The 21,751-nt window shown below is 59.9% G+C and carries 1 pseudogene; it reads left to right on the top strand.

Features of this window, described 5'->3' with window-relative positions:
* Positions 1-81 precede the first annotated feature (81 nt).
* Positions 82-21,750 (top strand): annotated as a pseudogene (locus A31E_RS0122170) (Ig-like domain-containing protein).
* Position 21,751 lies beyond the last annotated feature (1 nt).

A 21,751-nucleotide genomic window follows, 5' to 3' on the forward strand; every position in this document is an offset into this window, starting at 1 on the left:
TGAATTATTTAGAGTAACCCTTTGTCTTATTAAGATAAATGGACTCGCTAAGGATGTGCGCCATTTATCAGGAATGCCATTATGAGCCTGATTATTGATGTTATTTCGCGTAAAACATCCGTCAAACAAACGCTGATTAATCCGGGCGACGTCACGGTTGTTATTTATGAGCCATCTGTGGTGCAGGTTCATGCTCAGGCATCTGCCGTCGCACGTTATGTTCGCGAAGGAAATGACCTGCTGATTTATATGCAGGATGGTACGGTTGTCCGTTGCAATGGCTATTTTTTGCAAGCGGCTAATTCAACTGAACAATCGGAGCTGGTCTTTGCCGATGGACAACAGCTTACACATGTCACTTTTGCTGATACTGCTGCGGGTGGTTTAGCCCCTGTGGAGCTGGTAGCCCATACTGCAGCCATTGAAAGTATTGCACCATTTCTTGATACCGTTGCTCAGACGAGCACCTTCCCGTGGGGATGGTTAGCGGGTGCAGCGGTAGGTGGCGGCGCGCTTGGCGCTTTGCTGGCAAGTGGTGGTGGTGATGATTCGAAAACTGAAGTGGTTAATAACCCACCGCCAGCCGAACCAGGCAATGCTACCCCGTCATTTTTAGTGACCGATAATCAGGGCGACCAGCGCGGCATTCTCGCTACCAATGACATCACCGATGACACCACGCCAACCTTTAGCGGCAGCGGACAGGCGGGGGCGACAATCCAGATCAAAGACAGCAACGGCAACACCATCGCCAGTACACAGGTAGACAGCAACGGGCACTGGAGCGTTTCTTTACCTACACAAAGTGCCGGTGAACATACCTGGTCAGTCGTGCAAATTGTCGGCAACACCATCACCGATGCCGGTTCGATAACGTTAACTATCGACAACAGTCAGGCCGCCGTACAGGTTGCCACCACCGCAGGCGATAACATTATTAACGCCAGCGAGCAGGCTGGCGGATTTACACTTTCTGGCAGCAGTAGCCATCTGGCACAGGGAACAGAACTCACCGTCACGCTTAACGGCAAAACTTACACGACTACCGTCGGGGCTAACGGCGCGTGGAGCGTGCAGGTGCCGACTGCCGATGCGCAGGCGTTAGCTGAAGGGAACCAGGCAGTACTGGTTAGTGGTAAAGATGCCACGGGCAATACGGTCACTGGTGCGCAACTATTAACAGTCGATACCCAGCCGCCGACGCTTGCCATCAATGCTATCGCTCAGGACAACATTGTCAGCGCCGCGGAACATAACGCCGCGCTGGTGTTAAGTGGTACATCGAATGCTGAAGCGGGACAAACCGTTACCCTGACAGTAAACGGTAAAAGCCATACAGCAATCGTCGGTAGCGACGGCACATGGCAGGTGACGCTGCCTGCCGCAGAAGTGCAGGCACTGACGGAGGGTAACTACGCCGTAAATGCCAGCGTCAGCGACCGGGCAGGAAACGCCACCAGCAACAGCGCAAATTTCACGGTAGACACCAGTGCGCCTGTGGTCAGCGTTAACACCGTTGCGGGTGACGATGTTCTTAACACCGCTGAACAGATTGTGGCACAGATTATTTCCGGGCGGGTCAGTGGGGCTTCACCTGGCGACACGGTCACCGTCAAATTAGGTGCCACGGTTCTGACCGGTGTGGTGCTGGCAGACGGCACCTGGAATGTCGCTCTGGATCCAGCGGTAACCCGCACGCTGGCGCGTGGGCCTAACGACCTTATTGTCACGGTTACCGATGCTGCCGGAAATACCGGTACAGCGACTCATAACATCACCCTGGCGGGCGTCGCGCCGCAGGTGGCGATAGATCCCATCAGCGGTGATAACGTACTGAATGCGCTGGAGTCTCAGCAGCCGCTAACGTTAAGCGGCACCAGCAATTTGCCCGATGGCGGCACGGTTAACGTGACGCTGAATAATGTCACTTATAGTGCGCAGGTTAACGGCGGCGTGTGGTCACTGAGCGTGCCAGTAAGCGATGTCCTGAACCTGGCAAACACCAACTATATTGTTACCGCCAGCGCCACGGATGTGACCGGCAATACGGGAACCGCGCAAAGCAACTTACTGGTCGATACGGTGCTGCCGCAGGTGATTATCAACACCTTTGCGGGCGACAACGTGGTGAACAATGCCGAAGCGGCGGCAGATCAAACCCTGAGCGGGCGCGTAGTGGGCGCAGTGCAGGGCGATACTGTAACCATTGAGCTGGGTGGCAATACGTACACGGCGACGGTGGGGAGCAACCTCACCTGGAGTGTGAACGTTCCGGCGGCTGATTTACAGGCGCTGGGCGATGGCGCATTAACAATCAACGCCTCTGTGACGAACGGACACGGCAACACCGGTAATGGTGAACGTGATATCACCATCAGCGCCACGCTGCCGGGTCTGCGTATCAATACTATTTCCGGCGATGACGTTATTAACGCCCTCGAACAGCAGCAAGATCTGGTTATTTCTGGTAGCAGTAGTCATCTCCCCGCGGGCACCACCGTGACGGTAACGCTCGGCAACGAAACGTATCAAGGCGTGACCGATAGCAACGGCAACTGGCAGGTGGGCGTTCCGGCTGCGGACTTGCAGGCGCTCAGTGCAGGCACGGTCGTCGTGACGGCCAGTGCAACAGACCCGGCAGGTAACCCGGTCTCTATCGACCACAACGTGCTTGTTGATGCGGGTGAAGTGGCGATCGCTATCAACATCGTTTCCGGCGATGACATTATCAACGCCGCAGAAAAAGGCTCGCCGCTGACGCTGACTGGCACCACCCAGGGCGTCGAGGCCGGGCAAACTGTGGTGGTGAAATTCGCCGGGCAAACCCTGACGACCACAGTACAGAACGACGGTTCCTGGAGCCTGACCGTACCCGCCAGTACAGTCAGTAGCCTGTCAGATGGCGCAACGGAAATCACCGCAACTGTCACTAATACCAGCGGTAACACCGGCGACACCTCCCGCACGATTACCGTCGATAGCCAGGCTCCGGCCTTAAGCATCGATTCGCTGACCGCCGATAACATCATTAATGCCACTGAAAGCGGACAAGATTTGTCTATCACCGGCACCACCGACGCCCAGCCAGGGCAGACGGTAACGGTCACGCTGAATGGGCAGACCTATCAGGGCACCGTGCAGTCAGACGGCACCTGGAGTGTGACCGTTCCCGCCGCCAACGTTGACGCGCTGGCTGACGGCAACGCCACGGTCACCGCCAGGGTGAACGATATCGCCGGTAACCCGACCAGCGTTTCACGTGTGGCGCTGGTGGATGCCACGCCGCCGGTGGTGACCATTAATCCGGTGGCGACCGACAACGTCATCAACACGCCGGAACATGCTCAGGCGCAAATCATCAGCGGCACGGTCACTGGCGCACAGGCGGGCGATATCGTCACCGTGACGCTGAATAATGAGAATTACACCACGGTGGTGGATGCTTCCGGCAACTGGAGTCTGGGCGTTCCGGCCTCGGTGGTCAGTGGGCTGGCGGACGGCAGTTATCCTGTCAGCGTCTCGGTAACCGACAAAGCCGGAAACACGGGCAGCCAGTCACTGACCGTCACGGTCGATACCGCCGCGCCGGTGATTGGTATTAACACCATTGCTGGCGACGATGTGATTAACGCCAGCGAAAAAGGAGCCGATGTTCAAATTACCGGCACCAGCGATCAGCCTGTTAATACCGCCATCACCGTGACATTGAACGGGCAAAATTATACGGCGACGACCGACGCCTCCGGCAACTGGAGCGTGACGGTTCCGGCATCGGCGGTAACCGCATTAGGCCAGGCCAACTATACGGTGACAGCAGCGGTGACCAGCGGTATCGGCAATAGCGCCACCGCCAGCCATAACCTCCTGATCGACAGCGCGCTGCCCGGCGTGACCATTAATCCGGTAGCAACCGACGATATCATTAACGCCGCCGAAGCGGGCGTAGCGCAAACCATCAGCGGGCAGGTGACTGGAGCTGCCGTTGGCGACACGGTAACCGTTACGCTGGGTGGCAATACCTACACCACCACCGTACAGCCTGGATTAAGCTGGAGCGTGAGCGTTCCGGCGGCGGATATCCAGGCGCTGGGTAATGGTGATTTGACGGTGAGTGCCTCAGTCACCAATGAAAACGGCAACACCGGCAGCGGTACGCGGGATATCACCGTTGACGCCAATCTGCCTGGTCTACGGGTCGATACGGTGGCGGGTGATGATGTGGTCAATATCATCGAACACGGGCAGGCGCTGGTCATCACCGGCAGCAGCTCGGGGCTGGCAGAAGGAACGCCGCTTACCGTCACGATTAATAATGTGGAATACACCACTGCGGTGCAGGCCGATGGTAGCTGGAGCGTGGGCGTCACGGCGGCGCAGGTTAGCGCCTGGCCTGCGGGGACGGTGACGGTTGCCGTGTCCGGGGAAAGTAGTGCCGGAAATCCGGTGAGCATCACTCATCCAGTGACGGTCGATCTCACTCCGGCGGCTATTTCTATCAACACCATCGCCACGGACGACGTGATTAATGCCGCAGAAAAAGGCGCTGATTTAACCCTTTCCGGCACCACCACTAACGTAGAAGCCGGACAAACGGTCACCGTGACCTTTGGCGGGAAAAATTACACTGCCAGCGTGGCGAGCGATGGTAGCTGGACTGCCACCGTACCCGCCGCTGATTTAGCGTCATTAACTGATGGTGCCGCCACCGCGCAGGCCAGCGTCAGCAACGTCAACGGCAATAGCGCCTCGGCGGTGCATAACTACAGCGTCGACAGCAGTGCGCCAACCATCATTATTAATACCGTTGCCAGCGACAATATCGTCAATGGCAGCGAAGCCGATGCGGGCGTGACGGTGAGCGGTAGCACCACCGCCGAAGCGGGGCAGATTGTTACGGTAACGCTCAATAGCCCAACCGTGCAGACATATCAGGCAACGGTACAGGCCGATGGCACCTGGAGCATCAATATTCCGGCGGCAGATCTCGCAGCGTTGACGGATGGCAGCCATACCCTGACGGCGACGGTCAATGACAAAGCGGGCAACCCGGCGAGCACCACGCATAATCTGGCGGTGGATCTCACCGTTCCGGTACTTACCATCAACACCATTGCCGACGATGACATTATTAACGCCGCCGAACACGGGCAGGCGCTGGTGATTTCTGGTTCCAGCACCGGTGGAGAAGCGGGGGATGTCGTCACCGTTACGCTAAACAGTAAAACCTACACCACGACGCTTGATGCCTCCGGCAACTGGAGCGTCGGCGTTCCGGCGGCGGACGTCACCGCGCTAGGCAGCGGTTCACAGACCGTAACGGCGAGCGTTACCGATGCGGCAGGCAACAGCGACAGCGAGACGCACACGGTTACCGTTAACCTTACCGCGCCGACTATTGGCATTAACACCATCGCCACCGATGACGTTATTAACGCCAGCGAAAAAGGCGCGGATCTGCAAATATCTGGCACCAGTAATTAGCCCGCAGGCACCACAATTACGCTGACGCTTAACGGGCAAAATTACACCGCGACGACAGACGCCGCAGGCAACTGGAGTACCACAGTGCCAGCCTCTGCTGTCGGCGCGCTGGGCGAAGCCAGCTACACGGTGACGGCGAACGTCACCGACAGCGCGGGTAACAGCAATTCCGCCAGTCATAATGTGCAGGTCAATACCGCGCTGCCTGGCGTCACCCTTAATCCGGTGGCGACCGACGATATTATTAACGCGACGGAATCGGGTTCCGCCCAGACTATCAGCGGCCAGGTGACGGGCGCAGCGGCGGGCGATACCGTCACCGTAACGCTTGGCGGGAAAACCTATACCGCCACCGTGCAGGGCAATTTAAGCTGGAGCGTGGACGTTCCGGCAGCGGATATTCAGGCCATCGGTAATGGCGACCTGACGGTTAACGCCTCGGTGACCAACAGCGTGGGCAATACCGGCAGCGGTTCGCGAGATATTACTATCGACGCCAATTTGCCTGGTCTGCGCGTCGATACCGTGGCGGGCGATGATGTGGTCAATAGCATCGAGCACACTCAGGCGCTGGTGATAACCGGTAGCAGCAGCGGGCTGGCTGCGGGCGCGGCGCTGACGGTGGTGATTAACACGGTCACTTACGCTGCGACAGTATTAGCCGATGGCACGTGGAGCGTCGGTGTTCCGGCGGCAGATGTGGGCAACTGGCCTGCGGGGACGGTGAATATTACGGTTTCAGGCGCCAGTAGTGCCGGAAACCCGGTCACCATCACCCATCCGGTCACCGTCGATCTGGCGGCGGTGGCGATTTCCATTAACACCGTTTCCGGCGACGATGTGATTAACGCCGCTGAAAAAGGGGCAGATTTAACCCTTTCTGGCAGCACCTCCGGCGTGGAAGCGGGGCAAACCGTCACCGTCACCTTTGGCGGCAAAACTTATACCGCCACTGTAGCGGGCGATGGTAGCTGGACAACCAGCGTACCCGCCGCCGATCTCAACGCGTTACGCGACGGTGACGCTACGGTGCAGGCCAGCGTCAGCAACGTTAACGGCAACACGGCTTCGGCAACCCATGCCTACAGCGTCGATGCCACGGCACCCACGCTTTCCATCAATACCATTGCCACCGACGATATTCTTAACGCCGCTGAGGCGGGCAATCCGTTAACCATCAACGGCACCAGTAGCGCCGAAGCGGGTCAGACGGTAACCGTCACGCTTAATGGCGTCAGCTATACCGGCACCGTTCAGGCGGACGGAAGCTGGAGCGTCAGCGTACCGACAACAGATCTCAGCAATCTGACCGCCAGCCCGTACACCGTCAGCGCCTCGGTAAACGACAAGGCGGGTAACCCGGCGACCGCAATTCACGGTCTGGCGGTGGATCTCACTGTTCCGGTATTAACGATCAACACCGTCTCCGGCGATGACATTATTAACGCCTCCGAACACGGACAGGCGCTGGTGATCTCCGGTTCCAGCACCGGCGGGGAAGCGGGCGATGTCATCACCGTCACGTTAAACAGTAAAACCTACACCACGACGCTGGACGCTTCCGGCAACTGGAGCGTCGGCGTTCCGGCGGCAGATGTCACTGCGCTGGGCAGCGGTGCGCAAACCATCACCGCGACCATTACCGACGCGGCAGGCAACATCGATGACGCCAGCCGCACGGTTACCGTGAATCTGACCTCGCCAACCATTGGCATCAACACCATTGCTACGGATGACGTGATTAACGCCACGGAAAAAGGCGCGGATCTGCAAATCACCGGCACCAGTAATCAGCCAGCGGGCACTACGGTTACAGTGACGCTGAACGGGCAAAATTACACCGCCACCACAGATGCTTCCGGCAACTGGAGCGCCACGGTGCCAGCTTCGGCGGTTAGCGCGCTGGGTGAAGCTAACTACACAGTAACCGCGAACGTCACAGACAGCGCGGGCAACAGCAACTCCGCCAGCCATAGCGTGCTGGTCAACAGCGCCTTGCCTGCTGTCACCATTAACGCGGTGGCGACCGACGATATTATTAACGCTGCTGAATCCGGTAACGCGCAAACCATCAGCGGTCAGGTGACGGGCGCAGCGGCGGGCAATACGGTCACCGTGACGCTGGGCGGCAACACCTACACCGCCACGGTGCAGGCTAACTTAAGCTGGAGCGTCAGCGTTCCGGCGGCGGATATTCAGGCCATCGGCAACGGCTCTCTCACCGTAAACGCCTCGGTGACTAACGGCGTCGGCAACACCGGCAGCGGTACGCGCGATATCACAATCGACGCCAATCTGCCTGGCTTACGCGTCGATACGGTGGCGGGCGATGACGTCATAAACAGCATTGAGCACAGTCAGGCACTGGTGGTAACCGGTAGCAGCACCGGGTTAACGGCAGGAACGGCGTTAACGGTCGTTATCAACAACGTCACTTATGGCGCGACGGTGTTAGCCGACGGCACATGGAACCTCGGTGTTCCGGCGGCGGATGTCAGCAACTGGCCTGCGGGTACGGTGGATATTACGGTAAGCGGCACCAACAGCGCCGGAACAACCTCCACCATTACCCATCCGGTCACCGTCGATCTGGCGGCGGTTGCCATCACCATTAACACCCTTTCCGGCGATGATGTGATCAACGCTGTCGAAAAAGGCGAAACGCTGGTGGTGAGCGGCAGCACCAGCGGCGTGGAAGCCGGGCAAACGGTGACCGTCACCTTTGGCGGCAAAAATTACACCACTACCGTGGAAGCCAACGGTAGCTGGACGGTGAACGTGTTACCTGCCGATCTCGCTGCGTTGCCGGACGGCGCGGGCAACGTGCAGGCGAGCGTCAGCAACATTAACGGCAACAGCGCCCAGGCGGATCGCGCGTACAGCGTCGATGCCACCGCGCCGCTTGTGACCATCAACACCATCGCTGGCGACGATATTCTCAACGTAAGCGAAGCTGGCGCGGGGATAACCATCAGCGGCACCACCACGGCGCAGGCCGGACAGACGCTGACCGTTACGCTGAATAACAACACTTACCAGACCACCGTTCAGGCGGATGGCACCTGGAGCGTGAACGTTCCGGCAACGGATTTAAGCGGATTAACCGCCAGCAGCTATACCGTGACTGCGACGGTGAGCGACAAAGCGGGTAACCCGGCAAGTGCCGACCATGCGCTGGCGGTGGACCTTACCGCGCCAGATCTCACCATTAACACCGTTGCGGGCGATGACATTATCAACGCCATCGAACACGGGCAGGCGCTGGTCGTCAGCGGAACCAGCACGGGCGCGGCGGCGGGCGATGTGGTCACGGTTAACCTGAACGGTAAAAACTACACCACCACGCTGGACGCCTCCGGTAACTGGAGCGTCGGCATTCCGGCGGCGGATGTTACGGCGCTGGCCACCGGCAGCCAGACTATCACCGCCAGCCTGAGCGATCGCGCGGGCAACAGCGACAGCACGACCCACGATGTGACCGTTGATCTCAGTGGCCCGACGCTGACCATCAACACCGTCTCCGGCGATGACATCATTAACAATACCGAGAAAACCCAGGATCTGACCATCAGCGGCGGCTCCAGCGGTCTGGCGACCGGCACCACGGTCACTGTGATGTTGAACGGCCTGGCGTACAGCGCCACCACCGATGGTTCCGGTAACTGGAGCGTTACCGTGCCAGCTTCGGCGGTCGGTGCGCTGGGCGAGGCGGTTTATTCGATTAGCGCCACCGCTACCGACAGCGCGGGCAACAGCGGCAGCACAACGCATACGGTGAATGTCGAATCGCTGCTGCCTGGGGTGATCATTAATACCGTAGCAGGCGATGACATTATCAACGCCGCTGAAATCGCCGTTAACCAGACCATCAGCGGGCAGGTAACGGGAACGGCAGAAGCGGGGAATACGGTGACGGTCACGCTTGGTGGCAACCAATACACTGCCACCGTGCAGCCAGATTTAAGCTGGAGCGTCAGCGTACCGGCGGCAGATTTGCAGGCGCTGGGCAACGGTGAACTGACCATCAGCGCCTCGGTGACCAACACCACAGGCAATACCGGCACCGCAACGCACGACATTGTGATAGACGCTAACCTGCCTGGTCTGCGCGTCGATACCGTGGCAGGCGATGATGTGGTTAATATTATCGAACACGGTCAGGCACTGGTGGTAACCGGCAGCAGCACCGGACTGGCGGCGGGAACGCCACTGACAGTGGAAATCAACGGCGTCACCTACGGCGCAACGGTATTAGCCGACGGCACCTGGAGCGTGGGCGTTCCGGTTGGGGATGTCGCTAACTGGCCTGCGGGGACGGTCGATATTACGGTTACAGGCACCAACACCGCCGGAACGACAACCAGCATTAGCCATCCGGTCACCGTCGATCTCGCCGCCGTCGCTATCACCATCAATATACTTTCCGGCGACGATGTGATTAACGCCGCCGAAAAAGGCAGTGATTTGCAGCTCTCCGGCACCACCTCCGGCGTGGAAGCGGGGCAGACCATTACCGTTATTTTCGGCGGCAAAAGCTACACCACCACCGTGGCAACGGGCGGTAGCTGGGGCTTGACAGTTCCGGCGGCGGATCTCGCAACCTTGCCAGATGGCGCAGCAAACGTACAAGCCAGCGTCAGCAACGTAGCTGGTAACAACGCCCAGGCAACGCATGTTTATAGTGTCGATGCCACCGCACCCTCTGTCACCATCAACACCATCGCCACGGACGATATTATTAACGCCGCTGAAGCGGGATCGGCGCTGACTATCAGCGGCACCAGTACGGCAGAAGCCGGGCAGACGGTGACCGTGACGCTAAACGGCGTCGATTACAGCGGCAATGTACAGGCAGACGGTAGCTGGAGCGTCAGCGTACCGACTGGCGATTTAGTTAACCTCACCGCTAATTCGTATACGGTCAGTGCATCGGTCAGCGACAAAGCAGGCAACCCGGCCTCGGCAACGCATAACCTGACGGTGGATCTTGCCGCTCCGGTTGTCACCATCAACACGGTGGCGGGCGATGACGTGATTAATGCCACAGAACACGCCCAGGCACAGGTTATCAGCGGCTCGGCAACGGGCGCGACCACCGGTAACACGGTTTCCGTTACCATTGGCACGACCACCTATACCACCGTGCTGGACGCCAACGGCAACTGGAGCATCGGCGTGCCTGCCAGCGTGATTTCCGCACTGGCGCAGGGCGATGTAACCATTACCGCCACGGTCACCGACTCCGCAGGCAACAGCGGCACGGCCTCGCACGTCGTTAGCGTGGCGCTCGGCACGCCGGTGCTCGGCATTAACACGATTGCCGTCGACGACATTATCAACGCCACGGAGAAAGGCGCGGATCTGGCGATTTCCGGCACCAGCAACCAGCCTGCGGGCACGCAGGTAACCGTCAAGTTCAATGGGCAAAATTACACCACCACAGCCGATTCTTCCGGGAACTGGAGCGTGACCGTTCCGGCGTCTGCGGTGGGTTCGCTTGGTGAAGCGACTTATACGGTGACCGCCACCGCAACCGATGTTGATGGCAACAGCGGTTCCGCCAGCCATAACGTACAGGTCAATACCGCGCTGCCAGGCGTCACCATTAACGTTGTGGCAACGGACGATATTATTAACGCCGCCGAAGCCGGGGCAGATCAAACCATCAGCGGTCAGGTGACGGGCGCGGCGGCGGGCGACACCGTGACCGTCACGCTCGGCGGAGCGACTTACACCGCCACGGTGCAGGCGAATTTAAGCTGGAGTATTAATATTCCGGCAGCCGCTTTACAGGCATTGGGCAACGGCGAGCTGACCATTTCAGCCACGGTGACGAACAGCGTAGGCAATACCGGTAACGGCACGCGTGAAATCACCATAGATGCGAATCTCCCCGGTCTGCGGGTCGATACTGTCGCGGGCGATGATGTGGTTAATATCATCGAGCACGGGCAGGCGCTGGTGATTACCGGCAGCAGTTCCGGTCTGGCTGCGGGTGCGGTACTCACGGTTTCGATTAATAACCAGACCTATAGCGCAACGGTTTTAGCCGATGGTTCATGGAGCGTCGGTGTTCCGGCGGCGGATGTCAGCGCCTGGCCTGCGGGGACGGTCACGATTACGGCGAGCGGTAGCACCACTGCCGGAAATCCGGTCAGCGTCACGCATCCGGTCACCGTCGATCTCACGGCGATTGCCGTCAGCATCAACGCCATTACCGCCGATGATGTGATTAACGCCGCCGAAAAAGGCGCGGCGTTAACGCTCTCCGGCAGCACGTCCGGCGTGGAAGCCGGGCAAACGGTCACCGTCACCTTTGGCGGCAAAACCTACAGCGCCACGGTGGCTGCGAATGGTTCGTGGAGTACCACGGTTCTGGCGGCGGATATGGCCGCCCTGCGTGATGGCGATGCCAGCGCGCAGGCCAGCGTCAGCAACGTTAACGGCAACAGCGCCACCACTACCCACGCTTACAGCGTCGATGCCAGCGCGCCAACGGTGACCATCAACACTATTGCGGGCGACGATATTCTTAATGCCGCCGAAGCCGGTACGGCGCTGACCATCACCGGCAGCAGTACGGCGGAAGTGGGGCAAACGGTGACCGTCACGCTCAATGGCGCAAATTATACCGGCACGGTACAAACGGACGGTAGCTGGAGCGTCAGCGTGCCGCCAGCAGCGTTAAGCGCCCTGACCGCCAGTAACTACACCGTCAGCGCGGCGGTGATCGACAAAGCCGGAAACCCGGCCTCCGTTAACCACAATCTGACCGTTGATACTTCCGTTCCGCTCGTCACCATCAACACGGTAGCGGGCGATGATGTCATCAATGCCACAGAACACGCCCAGGCGCAGATTATCAGCGGCTCCGCCACTGGCGCGGCAACCGGTAGCACCGTCACGGTGACTATCGGCACAAATACCTTTACCACCGTGCTGGATGCCAGCGGTAACTGGAGTGTCGGCGTACCGGCAAGCGTCGTCTCGGCACTGGCGAACGGTACGGTCACCATTAACGCCAGTGTCACCGATGCCGCCGGAAACAGCGGCAGCGCCACCCATCAGGTGACGGTCAATACCGGTCTGCCATCAATTACCTTTAACGCCATCAGCGGCGATAACGTTTTGAACGCCGATGAAAAAGGCCAGCCGTTGACCATCAGCGGCAGCAGCTCCGGGCTGGCGACCGGCGCACAGGTGACCGTCACGCTTAACGGTCATAACTACAGTGCCACCACCGACGCAGCAGGCAACTGGACGTTAACCGTACCGGCGAGCGATCTGGCAGCCTTAGGTCAGGCCAACTATACCGTCAGCGCCAGCGCCACCAGTGCAGTGGGCAACACGGTCAGCAGCCAGGCAAATTTACTGGTCGACAGCGGCCTGCCGGGCGTCACCATCAACACCGTGGCGGGCGACGATATTATCAACGCCGCTGAAGCGGGCGCCGATCAAACCATCAGTGGGGCGGTGACCCGCGCCGCCGCAGGCGATACGGTTACTGTCACGCTGGGTGGCAATACTTATACTGCACAAGTTCAGGCCGATTTAAGCTGGAGCGTCAGCGTTCCGGCAGCCGATCTCCAGGCGCTGGGCAATGGCGATTTAACCATTAACGCCTCGGTCACCAACGCCAGTGGCAACACCGGCAGCGGCACGCGGGATATCACCATTGATGCCAATCTGCCGGGGCTGCGCGTCGATACCGTGGCGGGCGATGATATCGTCAACAGCATCGAACACGGGCAGGCGCTGGTGATCACCGGCGGCAGTAGCGGCCTGAATACCGGCGCAGCGCTGACGGTCACCATCAACGGCGTGGCCTATGCCGCCACGGTACAGGCGGACGGTAGCTGGAGCGTAGGCATTCCGGCGGCGAACGTCAGCACCTGGCCTGCGGGGCCGTTAACCGTTGAAGTCGTCGGCCAGAGCAGCGCCGGAAATCCGGTCAACGTCAGCCATCCGTTCACCGTCGATTTAACGGCGGTAGCTATCAGCATCAACACCGTTGCCAGCGATGATGTGATTAACGCCGCCGAAAAAGGCACCGACCTGACCCTTTCCGGCAGCACCAGCGGGATTGCAAGCGGGCAAACCGTTACCGTCACCTTTGGCGGCAAAACTTACACCGCAAGCGTCGCCGCCAACGGGAGCTGGAGCGTAACGGTTCCGGCGGCGGATCTGGCAACCCTGCCAGACGGCGCGGCGAACGTGCAGGCCAGCGTCAGCAGCGCGAGCGGCAATAACGCTTTGGCAACTCATGCGTACAGCGTCGATGCCAGCGCGCCGACGCTCACCATTAACACCATCGCCAGCGACGATATCCTGAACGCCACAGAGGCCGGAAGCCCGCTCACCGTCAGCGGCACCAGTACCGCCGAAGCCGGGCAGACGGTGACCGTCACCCTTAACGGCGCAACCTACACCGGGAATGTACAGGCGGACGGTAGCTGGAGCGTCAATGTTCCCACCTCAGCCTTAGGCGCGCTGACCGCAAGCAATTACACCGTCAGCGCCACGGTCAATGACAAAGCGGGCAACCCCGGCAGCGCCAGCCATAATCTGGCGGTAGACACCACCGCGCCGATTCTTACCATTAACACCGTGGCAGGCGATGACATCATCAACGATGCTGAACACGCGCAGGCGCTGGTGATCTCCGGCACCAGCAGCGGCGGGGAAGCGGGCGATGTGGTGAGCGTCGTGCTCAACGGCAAAACGTATACCACCACGCTGGATGCCTCCGGTAACTGGAGCGTCGGCGTACCGGCGGCGGATGTTACGGCGCTGGGTAGCGGTGCGCAGACAATCACTGCCAGCGTCAGCGATCGGGCGGGCAACAGCGACGACGCCAGCCGCACCGTGACCGTCAGCCTCACCGCGCCAGTGATTGGCATCAACACCATCGCGGGCGATGACGTGATCAACGCCACTGAAAAAGGATCGAATCTGGCGCTTTCCGGCACCAGCGATCAACCTGCGGGCACGGCGATCACCGTTACGCTGAATGGACAAAACTACAGCGCCACCACCGATGCCTCCGGCAACTGGAGCGTTACCGTGCCCGCCTCGGCGGTCAGTGCGCTGGGCGAAGCCACCTACAGCGTCACGGCGAGCGTCACCAACGCCCAGGGCAACAGCAGCACCGCCAGCCATAACGTGCAGGTCAATACCGCGCTGCCGGGCGTAACCATTAATCCGGTGGCAACGGACGACATTATCAACGCCGCTGAAGCAGGCAGTGCACAAACTATCAGCGGCCAGGTAACCGGTGCGGCGGCGGGCAGCACCGTCACCGTTACGCTGGGCGGCAAAACCTACAGCGTCACCGTCCAGCCAGATTTAAGCTGGAACGTGAGCGTGCCTGCCGCCGACTGGCAGGCGCTGGGTAACGGTGAGTTAACCGTTAACGCCTCGGTCACCAACGCTGTTGGCAACACCGGCAGCGGCACGCGCGATATCACCATTGACGCCAGTCTGCCAGGTCTGCGAGTCGACACCGTTGCAGGCGATGATGTGGTCAATATCATCGAACATGGTCAGGCGCAGGTGATTTCCGGCAGCAGCTCCGGCTTTGCCGCAGGCACGGCGCTGACGGTGGTGATTAATAATCAAACTTACGCTGCAACGGTGCTGGCGAACGGCAACTGGAGCGTCGGCGTTCCGGCGGCGGATGTCAGCAACTGGTCTGCGGGAACGCTGAACATTAGCGTTAGCGGCGCGAACAGTGCCGGAACCCAGACCAGCATTACCCATCCGGTCACCGTTGATCTCACCGCCGTTGCCATCAGCATTAACGCCATCACCAGCGATGATGTGATTAACGCCGCCGAAAAAGGCGCGGCGTTAACGCTCTCCGGCAGCACCTCCGGCGTCGAAGCGGGGCAAATCGTTACCGTTACCTTTGGCGGCAAAACTTACAGCGCCACGGTGGCGGCAAACGGTAGCTGGAGCACCACCGTTCCGGCCGCGGATATGGCGGCTCTGCGTGATGGCGATGCCAGCGCCCTGGTGCGGGTGACTAACGTCAACGGCAACAGCGCCACGGCAACGCATGAATACAGCGTCGATAGCGCCGTGCCAATGGTGACCATCAACACCATTGCCAGCGATAACATCATCAATGCCAGCGAAGCGGCGGCGGGCGTAACGGTTTCCGGCACCAGTACGGCGGAAGCGGGGCAAACGTTGACCGTCACGCTTAACGGCACTACCTACCAGACCACGGTGCAGGCGGATGGTAGCTGGAGCTTAACGCTGCCTGCCAGCGCCTTAACCACGCTTGCTAATAATGGTTACACCCTGACTGCCACGGTCAGCGATCTGGCGGGTAATCCTGGCAGCGCCAGCAAAGGCGTAACCGTCGATACCACCGCGCCGGTGATTAGCTTTAATACCGTGGCGGGCGATGATGTGATTAACAACGTTGAACACACTCAGGCGCAGATTATCAGCGGCACCGCTACGGGCGCGGTAGCGGGCGACCGCCTGGTGGTGACCATCGCCGGGCAGCAGTATGTCACCAGCACCGATGCCAGTGGCAACTGGAGCGTCGGCGTGCCTGCCAGCGTGATTTCCGGCCTTGCAGACGGCACGGTAACCATCAGCGCCACCATCACCGACAGCGCAGGCAACAGCAGCACCCAGACGCACAACGTGCAGGTGAATACGGCGGCGGTGTCACTTTCGGTCAGTACCATCAGCGGCGATAACCTCATTAACGCCGCCGAAGCAGGCAGTGCGCTGACCCTGAGTGGCACCGGAACGAACTTTGCCACTGGCACCGTAGTCACCGTGTTGCTTAACGGCAAAGGTTATAGCGCCACCATTCAAAGCAACGGGAGCTGGAGCGTGAATGTGCCTGCGGCAGACGTCGCCGCACTAGCCGATGGCACCAGCTACACGGTCAGTGCCTCCGCCCAGGACAGCGCCGGAAACAGCGCTACGGCTTCGCGCAGCGTGGCGGTAGATCTCACCGCGCCGGTGATCAGCATTAATACCGTTTCGACGGACGACCGACTCAACGCCGCTGAACAGCAGCAGCCGTTAACCCTTAACGGCTCGACTAGCGCGGAAGTGGGACAGACGGTCACCGTGACCTTTGGCGGTAAAACCTACACCGCCACGGTTGCCGCCAATGGCACCTGGGCGCTGAACGTGCCAGCGGCAGATCTGGCAACACTTGGGCAGGGCGCACAGACCATTACCGCCAGCGTGAACGACCGCGCCGGTAACCCCGGACAGACCACGCACGCACTGACTGTCGACACCGTTGCGCCGACGATCACCATCGCCACGGTGGCGGGCGACGATATTATCAACAACGCCGAGCAGCTTGCAGGACAAACCATCAGCGGCACCACCACCGCCGAAGTCGGTCAGACGGTGACTGTCACTTTTAACGGGCAAACCTGGACTGCAACGGTTGGTAGCGGAGGAAGCTGGTCGGTATTTATTCCGGCTCAGCAGTTTGTCGGATTAAGCGACGGCAGCTACACCGTCAGCGCGACGGTCAGCGATCAGGCCGGAAACTCCGGCAGCGCCAGCCGTGGCGTCACGTTGAACGGCGACGTCCCCACGGTCACCATCAACACCTTCGCGGGTGATGATGTGGTGAATGCGGCGGAACACGGCTCATCGCTGGTGATCAGCGGCACCACCACCGCGCCGGTCGGTCAGACGCTGACCCTGACTTTAAACGGCAAAACCTACACCACCACGGTGCAGACCGGTGGTAGCTGGAGCTACACCCTCGGCAGCGCCGATGTCACCGCGCTGGCAGATGGCAACGCCTACGTGATTAACGCCTCGGTGAGCAACGCCATTGGCAACACTGGCAGCAACAATCACACCATTACCGTTGATCTCAGCGCTCCGGCGATGGCCATTAATATCGATTCCCTGCAAGCCGACACCGGCCTTAGCGCCAGCGACTTTATCACCAGCGTCAGCCCGGTGGTGGTCAACGGCTCGCTGACCGCTGCGCTTGCCAGTAACGAGACGGCGCAAATCAGTATCGACGGCGGGGTAACCTGGATCACGCTCACCGTGACCGGCACGACCTGGCGCTACAACGACAGCCGCACGCTGACCGATGGTAACTATCTCTATCAGGTGCGGGTCATTGATGCGGCGGGCAATGTCGGCGCGACCGACAGCCAGAACGTTGTGATCGATACCATCGCCCCAGATCCAGCGGTGAAAACCATCGCCATTAGCGCGATCACCACCGATACCGGCTTGATCACTAACGATTTTGTCACCAGCGACACGACGCTTGCGGTGAGCGGCACGCTGGGGGCGACGCTTTCTGCCGGTGAGTTCGCACAAATCAGCATCGACGGCGGCACCACCTGGCAGAACCTGTCGGTAAGCGGTTTGACCTGGACGTACCTTGACGGGCGCACGCTGACCGACGGCAACTACAACTACCAGGTGCGGGTTATCGACACCGCCGGAAATATCGGCGCGACCGCCAGCCAGATAGTCACCGTGGACACCAGTGCGCCGCTGGCGAGCAAAACCATCACCATTGCGGGCATTAGCGATGACACCGGTTTAAGCAGCAGCGATTTTGTTACCCGCGACACCACACTGACCGTGCGCGGGACGCTCGGCGCAACGCTTGCCGCCGATGAACGGGCGCAAATCAGCCTCGACGGCGGCGTTACCTGGGCCACTTTAACCGTTATCGGCACCAACTGGAGCTATGCCGATGGTCGCACACTGACCGACGGCACCTGGAACTACACGGTGCGGGTGGTGGATCTGGCGGGAAACGTCGGGCAGACCGCGACGCAAAACGTGGTGGTTGACACCACCAGCCCGGAAGCGGCAAAAAGCATCACCATTACCGGCATCAGCGATGACACCGGAGCCAGCAGCAGCGATTTTATTACCAGCGACACCACGCTTACCGTGCGCGGCGTACTGGGCGCGGCGCTCGGTGCTAACGAGTTCGCGCAAATCAGTACCGACAACGGCGCAACCTGGGTGAACGTGACGCTGGCGGCAGATGGCCTGAACTGGACATACGCTGACGGGCGCACGTTGACTAACGGCACGACAACCTGGCAGGTGCGGGTGGTCGATCTGGCAGGCAACATTGGCGCAACGGGCAGCCAGTCGGCGCAGATCGACACCGTTAATCCGGCGCAGGTGTTGACCATCGCCAGCATCAGCACCGACACGGGGAGTTCGGCCACCGACTTTATCACCAGTGATACCACGCTCACGCTGACCGGTTCGCTGGGGGCGGGGCTTGCCAGCGGCGAAGTGGCGCAGATTAGCCTCGACGGCGGCGCGACCTGGACCACGCTCACCACCAACGGCACGCAGTGGACTTACACCGACAGCCGCACGCTGACCGATGGCAGCTACGTTTATCAGGTGCGGGTGCTGGATCTGGCGGGGAATACCGGCCCGGTGGTGTCGAAAACGGTGGTGGTCGATACGATTAACCCCACCGCCACGCCGACTATTGTGTCGTATACCGATGATGTCGGGCAGCGTCAGGGGACGTTAAGCAGTTCGCAGGCCACCGACGACACCACGCCGCTGCTGAACGGCGTGCTCTCCGGCCCGCTGGCCAGTGGCGAAGTGGTTTACCTCTACCGCAATGGCCTGCTGTTAGGCGCGGTGACGATGGTCGGCGCACTGAACTGGACTTACAGCGACAGCGGTCTGGTCAGTGGCGCGTACACCTACAGTGCGCGAGTGGTGGATCTGGCAGGGAATATCACCTCCTCCAGTGATTTTGTTCTGACGGTGGATACCTCTATTCCGACCACGCTGGCGCAAATCACCAACCAAACCACGCGTGACACCACGCCGATTATCAGCGGCGTAATCACCGCTGCGCTTGCCAGTGGGCAGTACGTCGAAGTGGTGATCAACGGCAAAACCTACACCTCGCAGCCGGGCGGCGCGGTGGTAGTCGACCCGGCACACAATACCTGGTATGTGCAACTGCCGGATACCGATGCACTGGCAGCGTCCGCAACCGCTTATAACGTCACCGCGCAGGTGAAAAGCTCGGCGGGCAACGGCAACACCGCTAACGTCAGCAACGGCACGGTGACGGTCAACGCGGCAATTGATTACACGCCAGCCTGGACGACCGCCAATAAAACAACGGCCTGGGGGCTGACCTACGGCCTCGACAACCACGGGATGTGGACGGTGCTGGCGAACCAGCAAATTATGCAATCAACCGATCCGCTCACCTGGTCGAAGACCGCACTGACGCTGGTGCAAAGCGGCAACAACTACGCCACCAGTTCCATTGCCGATTACGACCGCAACGGCACGGGCGATCTGTTTATTACCCGCGATGACTACGGTACGGGCTATATCAACGGCTTTACCAATAACGGCGACGGCACCTTTTCCAGCGCGATTCAGGTGAACGTTGGCACGCTGACGTGGTATGGCTCGATTGTGGCGTTTGATAAAGAGGGCGACGGCTATCTCGATTTCTGGATTGGCGACGCTGGCGGGCCGGACTCCAACACCTTCCTGTGGAATAACGCGGGCACCCTGGTAGGCAACTCCACCACCGCCAACAACGGCGGGAGCGCCACGGTCGGCGGGTTGGTAAACGGCTATCTTTCACTTAACGAAGGTTCCGGCGTCGATCTTAACAATGACGGCAGGGTAGATCTGGTTCAACACACCTTCAACCTGAATAACTTCTACACCCTTTCATCGCTCATCAGCCAGGGCAACGGCACCTTTGTCTGGGGACAAAACACCATCAATACCTTCCTCAGCACGGCGGGCAGCGGTGGTAACTCGACGTCTGTCTCCATGACCTGGGCAGATTTCGATGGTGACGGCGATATGGATCTGTTCCTGCCCGCCAGTCAAGGAAGAGCTAACTACGGCTCCCTGTTATTCAACACCAACGGCGTACTGGGGAGTCCGGTTGCGGTGGGCGCAACGGGCACAACCTATGCCAGCCAGTTCAGCGTAGCGGTGGACTGGGATCATGACGGGTTAATGGATATCGCCCGTATTGCCCAGACTGGACAGTCGTATCTTTACACCAACGTTGGCGGTGCCAGCAACTGGACACAGTCGGTACTCGGCGGCAGCCAGAGTGGCACCACCAGCGGCGTGGCGGCAATGGACTACGACTGGGATGGCGCGGTGGATGTACTGGTGACCAAACAGTCGGGCAGCGTGTTCCTGATCCGTAACACCAACACGGTGAGCTACGGCACTTCGCTGCACCTGCGTATTACCGATCCCAACGGTATTAACGTCTATTACGGTAACACCGTGAAGCTGTACAACTCGGCGGGTGTGCTGGTCGCCACGCAAATCATCAACCCGCAGTCGGGGATGGGGGTTAACGACACCTCGGCGCTGGTCAATTTCTACGGGCTGAATGCCGGAGAAACCTACAACGCGGTGTTGATCAAATCCACCGGTGCCACCGCCAGCAATATCGACCAGACGGTAAACACCACCTGGGGCGGTTTACATGCCACTGATGCTACCCACGCTTATGATCTCAGCGCCGAAGCAGGCACCGCGAGCAACAACGGCAAATTTGTCGGCACCGGCTATAACGACACCTTCTTCGCCACCGCAGGCACCGACACTTACGACGGCTCCGGCGGCTGGGTGTACAGCTCCGGCACCGGAACCTGGCTGGCGAACGGCGGGATGGACGTGGTTGATTTCCGGCTTTCGACGGTGGGCGTGACCGCTAACTTAAGCAGCACCGCCGCGCAGGCCACCGGTTTTAACACCTCGACATTTACCAATATCGAAGGCATTTCTGGATCGAATTTTAACGACACCCTGACCGGCAGCACAGGCGATAACCAACTGGAAGGGCGCGGCGGTAACGACACGCTCAATATCGGCAACGGCGGTCACGACACCTTGCTCTATAAACTGCTCAACGCCAGCGACGCCACCGGCGGCAACGGTTCGGACGTGGTGAATGGCTTTACGGTAGGGACATGGGAAGGTACCGCCGACACCGATCGCATTGATATTCGTGAACTGTTACAGGGTAGCGGCTACACCGGAAACGGCAAAGCCAGCTACGTCAACGGTGTGGCGACGCTGGATGCACAGGCCGGAAACATCGGTGATTTTGTCAAAGTTACCCAGAGCGGCAGCGACACCATCGTGCAGATCGACCGCGACGGCACGGGCGGCGGCTTTGCGACAGCTAACGTGGTCACGCTGACGGGCGTGCATACCGACCTTGCCACTTTGCTGGCGAATCATCAATTGATGGTGGTGTAGA

It is taken from the genome of Escherichia sp. KTE159 (genome assembly GCF_000408805.1).
Taxonomy (GTDB): Bacteria; Pseudomonadota; Gammaproteobacteria; order Enterobacterales; family Enterobacteriaceae; genus Escherichia; species Escherichia marmotae.